The following is a 17984-nucleotide window of genomic DNA, read 5'->3' as shown; positions in this document are numbered from 1 at the left end:
GCCTCGGAGGAGCTTGCGCCAATGACCTCGACGATTTTGGAGATGCGCGACATCACCAAGACGTTCCCCGGCGTGAAGGCGCTGTCGAACGTCAACCTGCGTGTCGAGGAAGGCGAGATTCACGCCGTGGTCGGCGAGAACGGCGCCGGCAAGTCAACGCTGATGAAGGTGCTGTCGGGCGTCTATCCCGCGGGGACCTACGACGGCCAGATCATCTTTCAAGGCCAGGAATGCCAGTTCAAAGGCATCCATGACAGCGAACACAAGGGCATCGTCATCATCCACCAGGAGCTTGCGCTGGTGCCGATGCTGTCGATTGCCGAAAACATCTTTCTCGGCAACGAACACGCCAGATACGGTGTGATCGACTGGGATGCCAACGAGCAGCGCACCAGCGCCCTGTTGAAGAAGGTGGGCCTCAAGGAAGACCCCAAAACGCTGATCACCAATATCGGTGTCGGCAAGCAGCAGTTGGTCGAGATCGCCAAGGCGCTGAGCAAGGAAGTCAAGCTGCTGATCCTCGACGAGCCGACGGCCTCGCTCAGCGAAAAGGACAGTCAGGCGCTGCTCGACCTTTTGCTCGAGTTCAAGCGGCAGGGCATGACCTCGATCCTGATCTCGCACAAGCTCAACGAGGTGAACCGGGTCGCCGACAAGGTTACCGTCATCCGCGACGGTCGCACCATCGAGACGTTGGCCAAGAAGGACATTTCGGAAGACCGCATCATCACCTCGATGGTCGGCCGTTCGCTCGACGACCGCTATCCGCCACGCGAGCCCAAGATCGGCGAGGTCGTGTTCGAAGTGAAGAACTGGTCGGTCTATCACCCGCTCCATGCCGAACGGCAGGTGATCAAGGGCATCGACATCAACGTGCGCAAGGGCGAGGTGGTCGGCATTGCCGGGCTGATGGGCGCTGGCCGAACCGAATTCGCAATGAGCCTGTTCGGCCGCTCATATGGCCGCCGCATTACCGGCGAGGTGCTGCTCAAGGGCAAGCAGATCGATGTCTCGTCGGTGAGCAAGGCGGTCGAACACGGCATCGCCTATGTCACCGAGGACCGCAAAACCTACGGTCTCAACCTCATCGACCATATCAAACACAACATAACACTCGCCAATCTGGGCGGCGTGTCGCGCCACAGCGTGATCGATGATCTGCGCGAGCTCGCCATCGCCAACGACTATCGCAAGAAAACGAACATCCGTGCATCGAGCGTCTATCAGATGACCGGCAATCTTTCGGGCGGCAACCAGCAGAAGGTGGTGTTGTCGAAATGGCTGTTCGCCGACCCGGACGTGCTGATCCTCGATGAGCCGACACGCGGCATCGATGTCGGCGCCAAGTACGAAATCTATACGATCATCGCGCGTCTTGCCTCGGAAGGTAAGGCGATCGTGGTCATCTCGTCGGAGATGCCGGAATTGCTCGGCATCACCGACCGCATCTACGTCATGAACGAAGGGCGCATCGTGGGCGAAATGCCCGCGGCGGACGCAAGCCAGGAAAAAATAATGCGCGCCATCGTTCGGGGAGAAGGAAAAGCAGCATGAGCACCGAAAGCGCCCCCGCCCCGCAGGGCAACGTCGCCGAAGAACAGCGTCCACGCATCGCCGTCTCGGCGCTGACGGCGAACCTGCGCGAATACGGTCTGATCATCGCGCTGATCGTCATCATGCTGTTCTTCCAGTTCACCACGTCGGGAACGCTGTTCAAGCCGGTGAACCTCAGCAATCTGGTGCAGCAGAACTCCTTCATCATCGTGATGGCGCTGGGCATGCTGCTGGTGATCGTTTCCGGCTATATCGATCTCAGCGTCGGATCGGTCGCGGGCTTCATCGGCGCGCTGGCGGCAAACATGATGGTCATCTGGCAGCTCGGGCCGCTCAGCAATCCGCTGGTGGTTTCGATCGTCTGCCTGATCGTGGGCGGCCTTATCGGCGCGGCGCAAGGCTACTGGATCGCCTATCACCGAATACCGAGCTTCATCGTGACGCTGGCGGGCATGCTGATCTTCCGCGGCATCTGCCAGGCGCTGCTGGGCGGCGGATCCTCGGTGGGTCCCCTTCCGGACGACTTCAAGGCGCTGAGCTCCGGCTTCATTCCGGACGTGATCGGCCCGCTGACGCTGATCCCGCCGACGGTGAATGCCGCCGGCAAGACCATCATGGGCAGCGGCCTGACGCTGCATATGACCACGATCGTGCTGGGCGTGATCGCCGTGCTGGCCTATGCCTATTTCGGGCTGCGCACCCGGCGCAAGCGCGAGCGCCATGGCTATGAGGCCGAACCCTTCCCCCTGTTCGTCGTCAAGACACTGGTCGCCAGCGCGCTGGCGCTGTTCCTGGTCTATGAGTTCGCCAGTTACAGGGGGCTGCCGGTAGTGCTCCTCGTCATGGGCGTGCTGATCTCGCTGTTCGTCTTCGTCACCAAGCGTATGACCATCGGCCGCCGCATCTACGCAATGGGCGGCAACGCCAAGGCGGCGCAGTTGTCGGGCATCAACACCGAGCGGCTGACGCTCTACGTGTTCATCAACATGGGCGTGCTTTCGGCACTCGGCGGCCTGATCATCGCGGCTCGCCTCGGCCAGGCCGTGCCGGCGGCGGGTCTGGGCTCAGAGCTCGACGTCATCGCCGCCGTCTTCATCGGCGGCGCCTCGGCGATGGGCGGCGTCGGCCAGGTCATAGGCGCCGTGGTCGGCGGCTTCATCATGGGCGTGATGAACAACGGCATGTCGATCATGGGCGTCAACGTCGACTGGCAGCAGGTGGTCAAAGGCCTTGTGCTGCTCGGCGCCGTGATCTTCGACGTCTACAACAAGAACAAGGCCTGACACGAGCAATTCCAGGAAAAGCGCATCGCGGTTTTCCCACAGGAATTGCGCGGAAACAAAATACCGGGAGCGGCTCGGTTCCTCAGAGCTGAACCGCTCCAGCAAGGCAACAAGGAAGGCATACGGGTCCAGATCGCGGTGCTGCCGGCAACCCGCCGGCGTCAAGAAGTCCCTGAGGGACCAAGCTCGCGAGCGCAATCCGGACGAAGAATTTCACCCGTGGCGCGGCGAGGTCCGAGCCGCGCAGGTCAAGGTTTGCCAAGAGGCAACCGGACCAAGGCAAATAAGAGAGGATTGATCATGCTGATCTCGCAGATTCTCGACGACGCGGAGACCATTCGTGTCGTGGCCCGCAGCGGCGGCAAGACCCGGATCATCAACGGCGCCCGCAGCGTCTATTCGCTGGCGATGGAAGCTGCACGCACCGGCGTCGGCCTCATCGCGCTGATCGAGCGCAAGGGACTTGGCGAGGCGGTCGATCTCGACGCCGCCTACAAGAAGGGGCGGCTGTTGTCGCCGATCAACCATCCCGATCCGGCGCATCTGCATCTCACCGGCACCGGGCTGACGCATCTGGGTTCAGCCGCCACACGCGATTCCATGCACAAGAAGCTCAGCACCGATGGCGAGGAGCAGCTCACAGATTCCATGAAGATGTTCCGCATGGGCCTGGAGGGCGGCAAGCCCGCCAAAGGCCAGGTTGGCGTGCAGCCGGAATGGTTCTACAAGGGCAACGGTACCATGGCCGTGGCGCCAGGTGCGGCACTCCTGTCGCCGGCCTTCGCCAAGGACGCCGGCGAGGAACCCGAGGTTGCCGGCATCTATGTCATAGGCGACGACGGCGCCCCCTTCCGTGTCGGCTTCACGCTGTCGAACGAATTTTCCGACCATGTGACCGAGCGCGTGAACTATCTCTTCCTCGCCCATTCCAAGCTGCGCAATGCCTCGTTCGGGCCGGAGATCCTGATCGGCGACCTGCCTTCCGACATCCGCGGCACATCGCGCATCGTACGCGACGGCAAGACGCTGTGGGAAAAACCGTTCCTGTCGGGCGAAGCGAACATGTCGCACACCATCGCCAATCTTGAGCACCATCACTTCAAATATTCGGCGTTCCGCCAGCCGGGTGACGTGCATGTGCATATGTTCGGTACCGCGACACTGTCCTTCGCCGACGGCGTCAAGACCGAGGCCGGCGATGTGTTCGAGATCGAGGCGGGGGATTTCGGCCTGCCGCTGCGCAATCCGCTGGAGATCGAAAAGCCGGTGAAGGTGGCGGTGAAGGCGCTGTAAGGCGTCGACGACAGCATGATTTTCCCCCACGAGGGGGAGGTTGGCAGCGTCACCGCGCGGCGCGGAAATGCTTGGACAGCTTTAGGCCCTGCGCCTGGTAGTTGGAGCCCAGATCGGTGCCGTAGAGCGCTTGCGGGCGCTTCAGCATGTGCTCGTAGACCAGCCGGCCGACGATCTGGCCGTGGTCGAGGATGAAGGGTACCTCGTGGCTGCGCACTTCGAGCACGGCCCGGCTGCCAGTGCCGCCGGCCGCCGAATGGCCGAAGCCCGGGTCGAAGAAGCCGGCATAGTGGACGCGGAATTCGCCGACTAGAGGGTCGAACGGCGTCATCTCGGCGGCATAGAGCGGCGGTACGTGCACCGCTTCCTGGCTGACGAGGATGTAGAATTCGTCGGGATCGAGCACCAGTTCGCCGGCCCCGCTCTTGTGGATCGGTTCCCAGAAATCGACGACATCCTGCGCCCCGCGCTTGTCGACATCGACAAGGCCGGTGTGATGCTTGCCGCGATAACCGACCAGACCCTCCTTGTCGCCATTGAGATCTATCGACAGCGCGATGCCGCCACCCGAGATATTCGGCGGCTCGGTGGCGACCAGCATCTCGGCACGGTGCAATTCATGCAGTTCGCCCTCCGAGAGCAGCGCGTTGCCGGTGCGGAAGCGTATCTGCGACAGGCGCGAACCGGTGCGCACCACGATCGGGAAGGTGCGTGGGCTGACTTCCAGATAGAGCGGACCGTTGTAGCCGGCCGCGATCTTGTCGAACTCGTGGCCACGGTCGGTCATGACACGGGTGAAGATGTCGAGCCGCCCGGTCGAGCTTTTCGGATTGGCCGAGGCGGAAATCTCCGGCGGCAATGTCAGGCTCTCGAGCAAGGGCACGATGTAGACGCAGCCGGTTTCCAGCACCGCGCCGTCGGCAAGACTGATCTCGTGCAGCTTAAGCCGGTCGAGCTTCTCCGAAACCTTGTGATTGGGGCCGGGCAGGAAGGAGGCCCGCACCCGCCATGCCCTGTCACCGAGTCTCAGATCGAGACTGGCCGGCTGGATCTGGTCGGCATCGAGCGCGCGCGGCGACTTCAGCGCGCCAGACTGGAACAGCGCCGAAATGTCCTGATCGGGAAGAATGCCCGTCTCTCGCAAGGCTTCGCTCCTAGAGGCAGGCTTTGTCGAACCCGCTTGGTACAAACCTCTTAATGAAGCCGGCAATTGACGCAAGCGTGGGACGGGTCTAAAGGGTCGTTATCCCGTGGTGATTTGGCCGGTCGGCTTGCAGCCACGTTAAACAAGTCGCTAAAGGACCGTCGGGCCGCAAGGCCGTATGGACCGGTTGCGACTTTCGCGGCCGGTTTTTTTGTGTCTGGAACAAAGCGATGAGCACCAAGAAGCGCAACTGGAAGCCTCAGACAGCCCTCGTGCATGGCGGAACCCTGCGTTCCGGCTTCGGCGAAACCTCCGAAGCGATGTACCTGACGCAGGGCTATGTCTACAAAACGGCCCAGGCGGCCGAAGCCCGGTTCAAGGGCGAGGAACCGGGTTTCATCTATTCGCGCTACGCCAATCCGACCGTCGACATGTTCGAAAAGCGCATGTGCGCGCTCGAAGGCGCGGAGGACGCGCGCGCCACGGCATCGGGCATGGCCGCGGTCACGGCGGCCCTTCTGTGCAGCGTCAAGGCCGGCGACCATATCGTGGCGGCGCGCGCGCTGTTTGGCTCTTGCCGCTGGGTGGTCGAGACGCTGGCGCCTAGATACGGCATCGAGGCCACGCTGGTCGACGGCACCGACATCGCCAATTGGGAAAAGGCGGTCAGGCCCAACACCAAGCTCTTCTTCCTGGAAAGCCCGACCAACCCGACACTGGAAGTGGTCGACATCGCCGCGGTTGCCGCGCTTGCCAACTCCATCGGCGCACGGCTTGTCGTCGACAATGTCTTTGCCACGCCTTTGCAGCAAAAGCCGTTGCAGCTTGGCGCGCATATCGTCGTCTATTCGGCGACCAAGCACATCGATGGCCAAGGCCGCTGTCTCGGCGGCGTGATCCTGTCGGACAAGAAGTGGATCGACGAGAACCTGCACGACTATTTCCGCCACACCGGCCCCAGCCTGTCGCCCTTCAATGCCTGGACGCTGCTGAAGGGCCTGGAGACACTGCCGCTGCGCGTGCGCCAGCAGACGGAGAGCGCCGGCAGGATCGCCGATTTTCTCGCCGAACAGCCGCAGATTGCTCGCGTCATCTATCCCGGCCGCGCCGACCACCCGCAGGCCGATATCGTCAAGAAGCAGATGTCGGGCGGCTCGACGCTGATCTGCCTCGATGTGAAGGGCGGCAAGCAGGCTGCCTTCGCCCTGCAGAATGCACTCGACATCGTGCTGATCTCGAACAACCTTGGCGACGCCAAGAGCCTGATCACCCATCCGGCGACGACGACGCACAAGAATTTGAGCGACGAGGCCCGCGCCGAACTCGGCATCGGGCCTGGTACGCTCAGGCTGTCGGTCGGCCTGGAGGATACTGACGACCTTCTGGAAGACATCGCACAGGCGCTCAGATCGCAAACTCGCTGAGTCTGCATTCTGCCCATATTTGTTGGAAAATCGGACCACCCGCTTTATGTTATTGGTGGCGGTGAGCGGATTCGACTCGACCGCGAGGCAGGGGATCGATGTCCGATTTCGCTAGTTCTTTTGATGACTACTATATAGACCTCCCGGATGACCCGGACGAGGCCTTTATAGTTTTTCAGACTCGGAAGTTTGAAGAACTTCAGAGCGTTCTCCGAAACGCAAATATAAATCATTGGAATAATGAGAGGAACTATATTTTAGCCATTCAAGCGTTTGATGAAGTTTACGATCTCAAGATATTGTCAGGGGTTACCGTCCCCTCAATTAATGAGGATTTCGCCGAGTTCTATACAAATACCCAAGGCGCGATACAAAAGGCTGTCATCAAGTGTCAGCTCGAAAGAAGCCGGCGGGTTAGAGGTGACAAAACTGATATTGTAATTTTGAATGCGGAAGAGCGGAAAGCGATCAGGCAGCTAATTGAGAGCATAAAAGAGAGGCTGGATGCGATTTCTATTCCTGAAGAGAAGCGCCGTTCGCTGTTTCTAAAATTGAACGCGTTTTTGTCGGAATTGGATCAGAATTTGACTCGGACTCAGGCTTTTCGGTTTTTCGCCCTAGAGATTGCAAGGACCGCCGGCGCCGCAACTGAAGAGATAAAACCTCTTTGGGAACGAGTTGACCGAGTTCTCGATTGGTTGGATAAGGCCAAGAAATGGTCTGAAAGCCTGCCTCCTTGGACTGAGCGGCGCAAGATAGAGGGGCCTAAACAGCAACCTCCTGCGCCAAGAGAGTTAGACGACGAAATTCCATTCTAGCGCAAACTCAAGCGCGCGACGGCGCCTCTTCAAGTTCGGCGGCCTTGGTGCCGATGGTCATCGCATTGCCGCGCCAGTCGACGGCGCCGCCGAGCCAGCCGCGTGCCCACATCGCCGGCAGGATCAGGTCACGCATCACGGTCGCCGCGACCATGCGCGGCGAAAGGTACCAGCCCTTGGACCAGGCCAGTGCACATTCCGGGAGGTAGAAGGCCGCCAGCACGGCGACGGCAGTCAGCGGCACGCTGAAGCCGGCGCTTGCCGCCGCAACCAGCGCAAGCAGCAGCGGCACCACCGCGCCGGTCAGGATTTCGGGCGCGAAGAACAGCGGGAAGGTGACGCGGCGCAGGCGCGCCCAGCGGGCCTGGCGCGACCAGATCTCGCCAAGCGTGCGCCGGCCAAGCGGCTGTTCGAAGGGCGAAGCGACGAGATTGACGCGCAGGCCGAGCCCATTGACCAGCTTGGTCGCGGCGGCGTCCTCGGCGATTTCTGCCGCCAGCGCGCGGATGCCGCCATTGGCATCCAGCATCGGCTTGTTCCAAAGCATGCTCTTGCCCTGGGCAAAGCCAAGGCCGAGCGCCTCACCGGCATACTGCCAGCGAGCCTGCAGGGTGTTGAGGAAGGCGCACTCGACCTCGGCCCAGAAGCCCTCCGGCCGCGAGCCGATCGGCGTCGAGCAGACAAGGCCCGTGTTTGACCGCCATGCCGCCATCAGATGCTGGATGTAATCCCTGGGCATCAGTACGTTGGAGTCGGCCAGCACGACCCAGTTGTGCCGCGCTGCTTCCCAGCCCTTGACGCAATTGTTGAGCTTGGGATTGGCGCTGACGCGATCGTCACCGATCAACAGCCGGGCCGGCACCTTGGGGAAACGGGCGATAGCTTGTCTGATCAACCCGACCACCGGATCATCGGCATGGGCAACGCAGAAGATCAACTCATAGCGCGGCCAGTCGAGCGAGAAGGCGCGTTCCAGAGTCTCGTGCGTGAACGGCTCGACGCCACGCGACGGCACGACAATCGACACCGGCTGCGATTTGCCGGCTGGCGGCGAGATCGTGGTGCGCCGTTTCAGCCGCGAAGCGGCCAGCGCGATGCTGGCAGCGTTTGAAAGGATAAGAGCAGTTGAAAGCAAGGCGGCTATGAAAGTGAGTTCCATCGAGGTCTGGGCACTCCAGAAGAGACGGCCCGCGGTGTGGCCGCTTTCAACAGTTCGACAGAGCGCCGAGTCGCTCGGTTCGCGCACACCACCATTGTCATGTGTCACTTAAATGACATTCTTTGCCGGCACCTGCCTTTCGAGGACGAGCGCGACAAGACGCGCACGTTGACCTCCTCGCCTGGAGGGCCGAAAGTTTTGTTTGTTTGAGCATGATCTTTGGACAAACGGAAACCGTTTGGCCGAGAAAACCGGTTCCCACTTTTCGGGATCATGCTCGACATCGTTTTGGAGCCGCTTATGTACCGCGCCGTCACGCGCAATATCGAAGTGCAGGTCAGGCCGTTCTATCTCGAGGACCGTTCGGATCCTTCCGAGAACCGCTATGTCTGGGGCTACCAGGTAACGATCGACAATCAGTCGGACGAATTCGTGCAGCTTCTGTCCCGCTATTGGCACATCACCGACGGCGCCGGCCGGGTCGAGGAAGTGCGCGGCCCCGGCGTTGTCGGCGACCAGCCCGAACTCAATCCCGGCGACAGCTATCAATACACGTCGGGCTGCCCGCTCTCGACGCCGTCAGGGATCATGGTCGGGCGCTATACGATGCGCAACAAGCGCGGCGAGACATTCGACATCGCCATCCCTGCCTTTTCGCTGGATCTGCCGGGCACGAGACGGACGGTGAATTAGCATCTTTCTCCCCGTTCTACGGGGAGAAAGACTGACTCACTGTGCCGCGAATTCCGCCGGGTCGAAGTCATATTGCTTCGAGCAGAATTCGCAGGCGACGTGGATGCCGCCATCCTCGGTCGAGTCCTTGATCTCCTGCGCGGAGAAGCCCTCGAGGATGCCACGGATCTTGTCCCTGGAGCATGAGCACTGGTCGGCGACGGGGACGCCACCGAAGACGCGCACGCCATGCTCATGGAACAGGCGATAGAGCAGCCGTTCGGCGCCGATCGTCGGATCGATCAGCTCTGTCGGTTCGATGGTGCCGAGCAGCGCCAGCAATTCCTGCCAGGAATTGTCGGCCGGATCGTGGATCTCCTCGCGCGGATCGCCGTCGCCGCCGGGCAGGTCCGGAACGCGCATGCGCTCGGGGGACTGCGGCAGGAACTGCGCCAGGATGCCACCGGCACGCCACTGTTCGCGCGCGCCACCAGGGCCCGGCGTCAAAAGCTTGGCCACGGAGAGCCTGATATCCGTCGGAATCTGTTCCGACTGGCGAAAGTAGGTGCGCGCCGCGTCCTCCAGCGTCTCGCCGTCGAGTTGCACGATACCCTGATAACGCTGCGTGTGGGCACCCTGGTCGATGGTCAGCGCCAGCACGCCGCTGCCGAGCAGCGTCTGCTGGGACGTCTCGCCTGCCGCGACCAGCGCCTCGAGCCGATCCGCGTCGAAGCGCGCATAGGCACGCAGCGCCGAAGGCGTCGAAAAATCCGCCACCAGCATGTCGACCGGCCCGTCGGTGCGGGTCTGCAGGATGAACTTGCCCTCGAATTTGAGGGAGGTGCCGAGCAGCACCGTCAGCACGCAGGCTTCCGCCAGCAGGCGGGCGACCGGCTCGGGATAGTCGTGGCGGCTGAGGATGGCGTCGAGCATCGGCCCGAGCTGGACAGTGCGACCGCGCACGTCGAGCGGACCGACCTCGAAAGGCACGACATGGTCGTCGCCGGCATAGCCGAACTCGCCGAGTTTGGGGTGATGTTCAGTCACTTGATGCGTTTCCAACATGACAAAGCTCCAGGGCGCGGCCATGCCGTCCCCCTGGGGTGCATGCGTCCAAACGCGCTTGATTTGCGTGATGCGGCGCAGATAAGCATCGCGCCCCCGCGGATCAAGCGCCCAGACACTTCATCTCAAGCACCAAGACACCAGGCGAGCACCGCCTTCTGGGCGTGGAGCCGGTTCTCGGCCTCGTCGAAGACCACCGAATGGGGTCCGTCGATGACCTCGTCGGTCACTTCCTCGCCGCGATGCGCAGGCAAGCAGTGCATGAACAGCGCGTCCGGCTTGGCATGCGCCATCAGCTTGGCATTGACCTGATAGGGGGAGAAGACGTTGTGGCCGCGGGCGCGATGCTCCTGGCCCATCGACACCCAGCAGTCGGTGACGACGCAGTCGGCCTGGTCGACGGCTTCCTCGGGCGAGCGGGTGAAATGCAGCTTGCCGCCATGCGCCTTGGACCAGTCGACATGCTTCTGCGCCGGCTCGCTGCCTTCGGGAACGGCGACGTTGAGGTTGAAGCGGAACCGCGCAGACGCTTCGAGCAGCGAATGCAGCACATTGTTGCCGTCTCCGGTCCAGGCGATGGTCTTGCCGGCAACCGGACCGCGATGCTCCTCGAAGGTCATGATGTCGGCCATCAGTTGGCAGGGGTGGGTGTCGTCGGTCAGCCCGTTGATCACCGGCACGGTTGCGTTCTCGGTCAGTTCCAGCAACCGCTCATGCGAGGTGGTGCGGATCATGATCGCGTCGACATAGCGCGACAGCACCTTGGCGGTGTCGGCGATGGTTTCCGAGCGGCCGAGCTGCATCTCCGTACCGGTCAGCATGATGGTCTCGCCGCCAAGCTGGCGCATGCCTACGTCGAAGGAAACGCGTGTGCGGGTCGACGGCTTGTCGAAGATCATCGCCAGCACCTTTCCTTCGAGCGGCTTGGTCCGCTCGCCGGCCTTTAGGCGCGCCTTTCGCACCACCGCGTCGTCCAGCATGAAGCGCAGGTCGCCCTCGGAAACGGTGGAAAGATCGGTAAAATGGCGAACTGACATCAGCAATGTTCCGGAATTACTTCGCGGCGGCCACGGCGATGGCGTCCGCCAGGCCTTTGGCACCAGCGCGGATGCGGTTGAGCGCTTCGTGGATCTCGGCGTCGGTGACGGTGAGCGGCGGCAGCAGGCGGATGACGTTGTCACCGGCCGGAACCGCCAGCAAATGCTGATCGCGCAGCGCCATGTTCACCTTGGTGTTGGGCATGGCACATTTGAGGCCAAGCATCAGGCCGATGCCCCTGATGCCTTCGATGACATCGGGAAATTCGTCCGCGATCGCCGCCAGGCCTTGCTTCAACAACAATGCCTTGCGCTGGACATCCTCGAGGAAGCCGTCTTCGAGCACCACATCGAGTACTGCATTGCCGACAGCCATTGCCAGCGGATTTCCGCCGAATGTGGTGCCGTGCACGCCCGACGTCATGCCAACCACTGCCTCGTCAGTGGCCAGGCACGCACCCATCGGGAAGCCGCCGCCAATGCCCTTGGCGATCGCCATGATGTCGGGCGTCACGCCCGTCCACTCATGCGCGAACAGCTTGCCGGTGCGGCCGATGCCGCATTGGACCTCGTCGAAGATCAAGAGCAGGCCGTGCTGGTCGCAGAGCTGGCGCAACCGCTTCAACGATTGTGTCGGCACCGGACGGATACCACCCTCGCCCTGCACCGGTTCGATGAGGATCGCGGCGGTTTCCGGCGTGATCGCCTTCTCGGCGGCATCGATGTCGTCGAAGCCGACCTGGTCGAAGCCTTCGACCTTGGGGCCGAAGCCTTCGAGGTATTTGTACTGGCCACCGGCCGCGATGGTCGCCAGCGTGCGGCCATGGAAGGCGCCTTCGAAGGTGACGACGCGGAAGCGCTCGGGATGACCCTTGACGAAGTGGTAGCGCCGCGCCGTCTTGATCGCGCATTCCAGCGCCTCGGCACCGGAGTTGGTGAAAAACACCTTGTCGGCGAAGGTGGCGTCGGCCAGGCGCTCGCCAAGCCGGCTCTGTCCCGGGATCTCATAGAGGTTGGAGACGTGCCAGAGCTTGCCGGCCTGCTCGGTCAGCGCCGCGACGAGATGCGGATGGCTGTGGCCGAGCGAATTGACCGCGATACCGCCGGCGAAATCGAGATATCGCTCGCCCTTGTCAGTAACCAGCCAGGTGCCTTCCCCGTGGTCGAAAGCCAGGGGTGCGCGAGCAAAGGTCTCGTAAAGCGCCGAACCGCTCATTATATGCGTCTCCGGTACCGGAAAATCAAAAAAGCCGCCAAAGCGGCGGCCTTGTGCGGCTTATCGTGTTTTTCGGCCATGAAGTCAACGAAAACGTCGCGTAGTGCGCGCGGCAAGCCCTCCAACGCGACGCCGGCTCATAAGCGACCGGGCAAGTTGGGGAAAACCGAAAAAACCGATTCGTGTTGCACTTGGGACTCTTGTCACCGAGTCAGCGCATAAGGTAATTGTAGTCGAGAAATAACTAGATTTCGTGCGGCGGACCTAATCACCAGATATATGTGGTGTCTGCCCCAGCAGTGGTGCTGGGTCGGGAGTGGATTCCGATTGCCGCACGCTTAGCAGGAGCGCGGTCTCATGAACTGGACTGACGAGCGGGTCGAACTTCTCAGAAAACTGTGGTCGGAGGGTCTGAGCGCAAGCCAGATTGCCGCCCAGCTTGGAGGGGTGAGCCGCAATGCCGTCATCGGCAAGGTGCACCGGCTGAAGCTGTCGGGCCGCGGCCGCGCAACGGCAACGCCGGCACGCCAGAAGAAGGCGACACAGGGCTCGACCGTCCAGAAATCGGTGGCGCGCGCCGCAACCACGGCTCGCCATGTCACGACATCGATCGGCGCGACCGCACTTCAGACGCAATTCGACGCCGAGCCGGTGACGCGACACTATATCCGCCCGGTCGAGAATGTGGTGGTACCGATCTCACGGCATCTGCAGCTCGTCGAGCTGACCGAGCGCACCTGCAAATGGCCGAATGGCGATCCGTTGTCGGAGGACTTCAACTTCTGCGGCAACGAAGCCGCCGAAACCGGTCCATATTGCAAATACCACGCCCGCGTGGCCTTCCAACCGGCGGCGGAGCGCAGACGCAATCGCTGAGAGGAATAGGACAGTAGGGCAATATGTTTCGAGCTGCGCTGAAGAGCGGCTTATCTTAACCTACTGCCCTACTGCCGTGTCTTCAGAGCCATCCATTCTTGCGAAACCGCCAGTAGAGAAACGCGCAGATCGCCGCGCTGGTGGCCAGCACCATCGGGTAGCCATATTCCATCTTCAGTTCCGGCATGTCGGTGAAGTTCATGCCGTAGATGCCGGCGAATGCCGTCGGCACGGCCAGAATGGCGGCCCAGGAGGCGAGTTTCTTCGAGATCGCCGTTTCCTGGCTCTGGCCGACCAGCAGGCTTGCCTCGAACGCGAAGGCCAGCACCTCGCGCAAACTGTCGATCTTTTCCTGGACCGTGCGGATGTGGTCGGTCACGTCGCGAAACAGCGGGTGCATGGCTGAATGGATTTGCGGCAGGTCGGCGCTGGTCAGCCGGCGGCAGACTTCAACCAGCGGCAGCGCTGCATTGCGCAGGCGCAGGAGATCGCGGCGCAGCATATAGAGCCGCTCGATGTCGGGACCGGTCATCGGCTTCAGCAGGACCTTGTCCTCGATCGCCTCGACCTCGTCCTCGATCTGCTCGAGCACGGGCATGTAGTTGTCGACGATGAAATCTAGAATGGCATAGAGGACGAAATCCTCGCCCTTGGCCAGTGAATGCGGGCAGCTTTCCCAATGCTGGCGAACGGCGGCGTAGGAGGTCGACGGGCCATGCCTGACGCTGACGATATAGCCCGAGCCAACGAACAGATGCGTCTCGCCGAAGGTCACCCGTCCTTCGATCAGCTGCGCGGTGCGGGCGACGATGAACAGCGCGTCACCATATTGCTCTAGCTTGGGCCGCTGGTGAGGATGCTCGGCATCCTCGATCGCCAGTTCGTGCAGATGGAACTGGGCCTGGACGCGTAGCAGAAGGTCACGGTCCGGTTCGAGCAGCCCGATCCAGACGACGTGTCCTGATTTCTTGGCCCAGTCGCCGGCTTCCTCGATCGGGATATCGGCAATACGCCGCCCGGCGGTGTAGACACTGGAGGCGATGATGCCTGACGTTGGCGCCGCGGGCTTGAACTCTCGGATATATTCCATCGCAGCCTCCTGAAGGCAGGACCTTTATCAAGGCCTGAGAAGCTTAACGCCGGGATAGTTTAGCGCAATCTGATCTGGCGTTCGAGAGGAAGAGCGTTCATTCCGCCGTCAGCGTCGCGGAAAGACTTATCTTGTCGGTCTTGTCGCCTTTCGGCCGCTCGGCCGGCATCTGGTCGCCCGTGACGATGTAATAGATGGTTTCGGCGATGTTGGTGGCATGATCGCCTATGCGCTCGATGTTCTTGGCGCAGAACAGGAGATGCGTGCAGGGCGTGATGTTGCGCGGATCCTCCATCATGTAGGTCAGCAATTCGCGAAACAGCGACGTGTACATGGCATCGATCTGGTCGTCGCGGTCGCGCACGAAGCCGATCTTGTCGACCGAGCGCGAGGCATAGACGTCGAGCACTTCCTTGAGCTGCGTCAGCGCAAGGTTGGCCAGAGCCTCCAAGCCACGAAACAGGCTGGTTGGCTGGCGGCCGTCGGTGACGGCGACCACCCGCTTGGCGACATTCTTGCCGAGGTCGCCGACCCGTTCGAGATCGGCGGAAATGCGGATGGCGCCGACGATCTCGCGCAGATCCGTCGCCATCGGCTGGCGCTTGGCTATGATGATGATCGCCTTGTCGTCGATTTCGCGCTGCCCTTCATCGAGCACGGCGTCATCGCGAATGACTTTCTGGGCCAGTCCCGGATCGGCATTGACCAGAGCGGCGACCGCCTGCTCGACCATGCGCTCGGCATGGCCGCCCATAGCGGCGATGCGCTTCGACAGATATTTCAGCTCCTCGTCATAGGCGCTCATGATGTGCACGGACTGCATGAATGAAATGCCTTCCCACGGGTTCTTTGCTTTGAGTCGTTTCCTCGAATCCCCGCTGATACGCTAGCGGGATGACAGAAAAAAGAAACGGTCCAGGGGAAAACTAGGGCGAGATCAGTGCGTCGGCAAATGAACCGAGAAGGCGGCGCCCTTGCCGACCTCGGATTTGATCGTCAGCCTGGCATTGTGGCGCGTCAGAATATGCTTGACGATCGACAGGCCGAGGCCGGTGCCTTTCTGGGTCCGGCTGGTCTCGACGTCGATGCGATAGAAGCGCTCGGTGATGCGAGGAATGTGCTCCTCGGGAATGCCGGGGCCGAAATCCCGGATCGTCACGTCGATGCCGGGTTCGGAATCGAGGTCGCCGCGCGCGATCGACACCAGGACGCGGCCGCCCGACTGCCCGTATTTGCAGGCGTTTTCCAGGAGATTCTCGAAAACCTGGAACAGCTCGTCGCGATCGCCCGGCACATTGAGCGGCCCTTTGGCGAAGTCGCGCTCGATGGCAACGCTGTTTTCGCGGGCAAGAGGGGCCAGCGAATCGATGACGCTGTCGACGGTCTGGCGCAGGTCGACCTCCATCCCGGGCTTCAGATAGGGCTTCATCTCAAGCCGAGACAATGACAGGAGGTCGTCGATCAGCCGCGCCATGCGGCCGGTCTGGTTCTGCATGATCTGCAGAAATTGCTCGCGCGCCGCCGGATCGTTGCGGGCCGGTCCGCGCAGCGTCTCGATGAAACCGGCGATCGAGGCCAGCGGAGTGCGCAATTCGTGGCTGGCATTGGCGATGAAGTCGGCGCGCATGCGGTCGATCCGCCGCGCCTCGCTCTGATCCTTGAACACCAGCACATAGAGATCGGTGCCGTGCCCGACCGAGGACGCGCTGACCCGGTAGGCCCGCTCGACCGGCAGCTTCTCGGTATAGTCGACGACATCCGAGGCGAGCGTACCCGACAACACGCTGTCGAGCAGGGTCTGCATTTCCGGCGCCCGGAATTTCAGCGGCAGCGATATGCCCGGTGCAATCCCGCCAAAGGCGGCAAACGCGGCGGCGTTGGCATGGACGATGGTGGCGGCATGATCGAAGATGATGAGCGGGTCAGCGACGGCCGCCGCCAGATATTCGCCCGACAGGCGCTGCAGGCCGATCGCCTCGATCGCGGCGGTCCCGTCGGCGGACTGGCGCAGACCCGCGGCCGGCAGCATAGCCGCCGCAACCAACAGGAGCAGCGCCGGTACCAGCACGTAGGCGGAAATGCCCGCGAAGGCAAAGGCGATCAGAACCGCGGCGACACCGGCAGCGAGCAGCCAGCGGCTGTTCCACAGCCGGGCGGCCAGGATTTGCACCATGCCTTTCTGCCCTGCGTCCAGTTCAGTCATTCGCTCGCGCGCCCGCGCCCCATGCCGTTCCACCGGTCGTGCGGCAGCGGAAACTTCCGCTGGACCGCTCCGCGCACGATCCCGTAAATCGGGAATCGATTCTCGGAAAGGATCATGCGCAAAATCAAAAGTCCTGCAGCGTCGTTTGCGCGTCCAGACGGACGCGCGGTCTGTAGTGGCTCCCAATAGCATGAGTCCGAAAGCTGGAAAGGGTTCGTCAGCATGAAAAATGCCAAGGAAAGTTCCGCCGCGCCGGCTTCGGGTCCGCTGAAGATCAGGATCGACGGCAAGGAACGGGAGTTCGACATCGAGAATCCCGAGCTTCCGGACTGGGTCGAGGACAAAAAGCTGACCGCGGGTGGCTACCCCTACGACAAGAAGATGAAAAGCGACGAGTATGACGAGACGCTCGAAAAGTTGCAGATCGAGCTCGTCAAGGCGCAGGCATGGCTGCAGGCGACCGGCAAGCGGGTGATGGCGCTGTTCGAGGGCCGTGACGCCGCCGGCAAGGGCGGCACGATCTTCGTGGTGCACCAGTACCTCAACCCACGCACGGCGCGCAACGTGGCGCTGACCAAGCCGACCCCGACCGAGCTGGGACAATGGTACTATCAGCGTTATGTCGACCACTTCCCGACATCGGGCGAGTTCGTCACTTTCGACCGCTCCTGGTACAACCGCGCCGGCGTAGAGCCGGTGATGGGCTTCTGCACGCCCGAACAGCACGAGAAGTTTCTCGACGAGACGCCCCATTTCGAACGGATGATCGTCAATGACGATATCCATTTCTTCAAATTCTGGCTGAACATCGGCCGGGAAACGCAGCTCGAGCGTTTTCATGACCGTCGCTACAGTCCGCTAAAGAGCTGGAAGTTCTCGCCGATCGATGTTGCCGGCATCACCAAATGGGATGATTACACCAAGGTGCGCGACACCATGTTCGAGCGCACCCACAAGGCGTTCGCGCCATGGATCATCGTGCGGGCCAACGACAAGCGTCGCGCGCGGCTGGCGGTGATGCGGCGCATCCTGTTGTCGCTGCCCTATGAGGGGCGCGATCTCGATATCATCGGCAAGGAAGACAAGAAGATCATCGGCGAAGGGCCGTCATTCCTCGGCAAGGAAGGCTGAGTTCGCCGTGCCGCGTGGC

At 61.9% G+C, this 17984-nt stretch carries 16 protein-coding genes and 1 riboswitch; of the genes, 8 read left to right on the top strand and 8 right to left on the bottom strand.

Annotated elements, in window-relative coordinates; genetic code table 11:
* Positions 1 to 21 precede the first annotated feature (21 nt).
* The 3 genes from mmsA to araD1 all read left to right on the top strand — a co-directional run bounded on the left by mmsA (position 22) and on the right by araD1 (position 4130).
* Positions 22 to 1554 (top strand): multiple monosaccharide ABC transporter ATP-binding protein, encoded by a 1533-nt coding sequence (gene mmsA / locus AC1VON_RS09015; RefSeq protein ID WP_172352625.1) that lies wholly within the window; start codon positions 22 to 24, stop codon positions 1552 to 1554.
* Positions 1551 to 2837 (top strand): multiple monosaccharide ABC transporter permease, encoded by a 1287-nt coding sequence (gene mmsB / locus AC1VON_RS09010; protein WP_172352626.1) that lies wholly within the window; start codon positions 1551 to 1553, stop codon positions 2835 to 2837. The genes mmsA and mmsB overlap by 4 nt, the downstream gene beginning before the upstream one ends.
* A 300-nt stretch (positions 2838 to 3137) precedes the next feature.
* Complete coding sequence (araD1, locus tag AC1VON_RS09005) at positions 3138 to 4130, top strand: AraD1 family protein (RefSeq protein WP_483121605.1); 993 nt, start codon at positions 3138 to 3140, stop codon at positions 4128 to 4130.
* Between the two features lie 49 nt (positions 4131 to 4179).
* Here araD1 and AC1VON_RS09000 read toward each other — a convergent pair whose 3' ends face one another.
* The gene (locus AC1VON_RS09000) at positions 4180 to 5274 is read right to left on the bottom strand and encodes a 2'-deoxycytidine 5'-triphosphate deaminase (RefSeq protein ID WP_483121603.1); all 1095 of its coding nucleotides are present in this window, start codon (positions 5272 to 5274) and stop codon (positions 4180 to 4182) included.
* 96 nt (positions 5275 to 5370) lie between these two features.
* Positions 5371 to 5448, top strand: a riboswitch (SAM riboswitch).
* Positions 5449 to 5504: 56 nt separating this feature from the next.
* Between AC1VON_RS09000 and AC1VON_RS08995 the strand changes: the two genes are divergently transcribed.
* Positions 5505 to 6698, top strand: a complete 1194-nt coding sequence (locus AC1VON_RS08995) for an O-succinylhomoserine sulfhydrylase (protein ID WP_483121602.1) — start codon at positions 5505 to 5507, stop codon at positions 6696 to 6698.
* Between the two features lie 98 nt (positions 6699 to 6796).
* A complete protein-coding gene (locus AC1VON_RS08990; protein WP_483121600.1) occupies positions 6797 to 7516 on the top strand; it encodes a hypothetical protein in 720 nt (239 codons plus the stop codon).
* A 7-nt stretch (positions 7517 to 7523) separates the two neighbouring features.
* On the opposite strand, the gene AC1VON_RS08985 is transcribed toward AC1VON_RS08990, so the two are convergent.
* Positions 7524 to 8675 carry a ceramide glucosyltransferase gene (locus tag AC1VON_RS08985; RefSeq protein WP_483121598.1) on the bottom strand — a complete coding sequence of 384 codons (1152 nt, stop codon included), beginning with the start codon at positions 8673 to 8675 and terminating at the stop codon, positions 7524 to 7526.
* 300 nt (positions 8676 to 8975) lie between these two features.
* Here AC1VON_RS08985 and apaG point away from each other — a divergent pair, with 300 nt between their 5' ends.
* A complete protein-coding gene (gene apaG, locus AC1VON_RS08980; protein ID WP_172352631.1) occupies positions 8976 to 9368 on the top strand; it encodes a Co2+/Mg2+ efflux protein ApaG in 393 nt (130 codons plus the stop codon).
* Positions 9369 to 9404: 36 nt separating this feature from the next.
* On the opposite strand, the gene AC1VON_RS08975 is transcribed toward apaG, so the two are convergent.
* The 3 genes from AC1VON_RS08975 to AC1VON_RS08965 form a co-directional block, all read right to left on the bottom strand.
* Positions 9405 to 10436 carry an Hsp33 family molecular chaperone gene (locus AC1VON_RS08975; RefSeq protein WP_483121596.1) on the bottom strand — a complete coding sequence of 344 codons (1032 nt, stop codon included), beginning with the start codon at positions 10434 to 10436 and terminating at the stop codon, positions 9405 to 9407.
* A 101-nt stretch (positions 10437 to 10537) separates the two neighbouring features.
* Positions 10538 to 11449 carry an ornithine carbamoyltransferase gene (argF, locus tag AC1VON_RS08970; RefSeq protein WP_172352632.1) on the bottom strand — a complete coding sequence of 304 codons (912 nt, stop codon included), beginning with the start codon at positions 11447 to 11449 and terminating at the stop codon, positions 10538 to 10540.
* A gap of 16 nt (positions 11450 to 11465) precedes the next feature.
* Positions 11466 to 12665, bottom strand: coding sequence for an acetylornithine transaminase (locus AC1VON_RS08965; RefSeq protein ID WP_483121594.1), 1200 nt, complete (start codon positions 12663 to 12665; stop codon positions 11466 to 11468).
* 357 nt (positions 12666 to 13022) lie between these two features.
* On the opposite strand from AC1VON_RS08965, the gene AC1VON_RS08960 reads away from it, so the two are divergent.
* Complete coding sequence (locus tag AC1VON_RS08960; protein ID WP_172352634.1) at positions 13023 to 13541, top strand: GcrA family cell cycle regulator; 519 nt, start codon at positions 13023 to 13025, stop codon at positions 13539 to 13541.
* An 82-nt stretch (positions 13542 to 13623) separates the two neighbouring features.
* On the opposite strand, the gene AC1VON_RS08955 is transcribed toward AC1VON_RS08960, so the two are convergent.
* From AC1VON_RS08955 to AC1VON_RS08945, 3 genes are all read right to left on the bottom strand, one after another.
* Positions 13624 to 14631 carry a magnesium and cobalt transport protein CorA gene (locus AC1VON_RS08955; RefSeq protein WP_483121592.1) on the bottom strand — a complete coding sequence of 336 codons (1008 nt, stop codon included), beginning with the start codon at positions 14629 to 14631 and terminating at the stop codon, positions 13624 to 13626.
* Between the two features lie 97 nt (positions 14632 to 14728).
* Positions 14729 to 15454, bottom strand: a complete 726-nt coding sequence (gene phoU / locus AC1VON_RS08950) for a phosphate signaling complex protein PhoU (protein WP_172352635.1) — start codon at positions 15452 to 15454, stop codon at positions 14729 to 14731.
* Between the two features lie 114 nt (positions 15455 to 15568).
* Positions 15569 to 16834 carry an ATP-binding protein gene (locus AC1VON_RS08945; protein WP_483121590.1) on the bottom strand — a complete coding sequence of 422 codons (1266 nt, stop codon included), beginning with the start codon at positions 16832 to 16834 and terminating at the stop codon, positions 15569 to 15571.
* A gap of 222 nt (positions 16835 to 17056) precedes the next feature.
* On the opposite strand from AC1VON_RS08945, the gene ppk2 reads away from it, so the two are divergent.
* The gene (ppk2, locus tag AC1VON_RS08940; protein WP_483121588.1) at positions 17057 to 17965 is read left to right on the top strand and encodes a polyphosphate kinase 2; all 909 of its coding nucleotides are present in this window, start codon (positions 17057 to 17059) and stop codon (positions 17963 to 17965) included.
* Positions 17966 to 17984 lie beyond the last annotated feature (19 nt).

The organism is Mesorhizobium sp. HAY1-8B (assembly GCF_056868045.1).
Note: the sequence above shows the minus strand (reverse complement) of the source record. Positions and strands in the feature narration are given on the sequence as shown.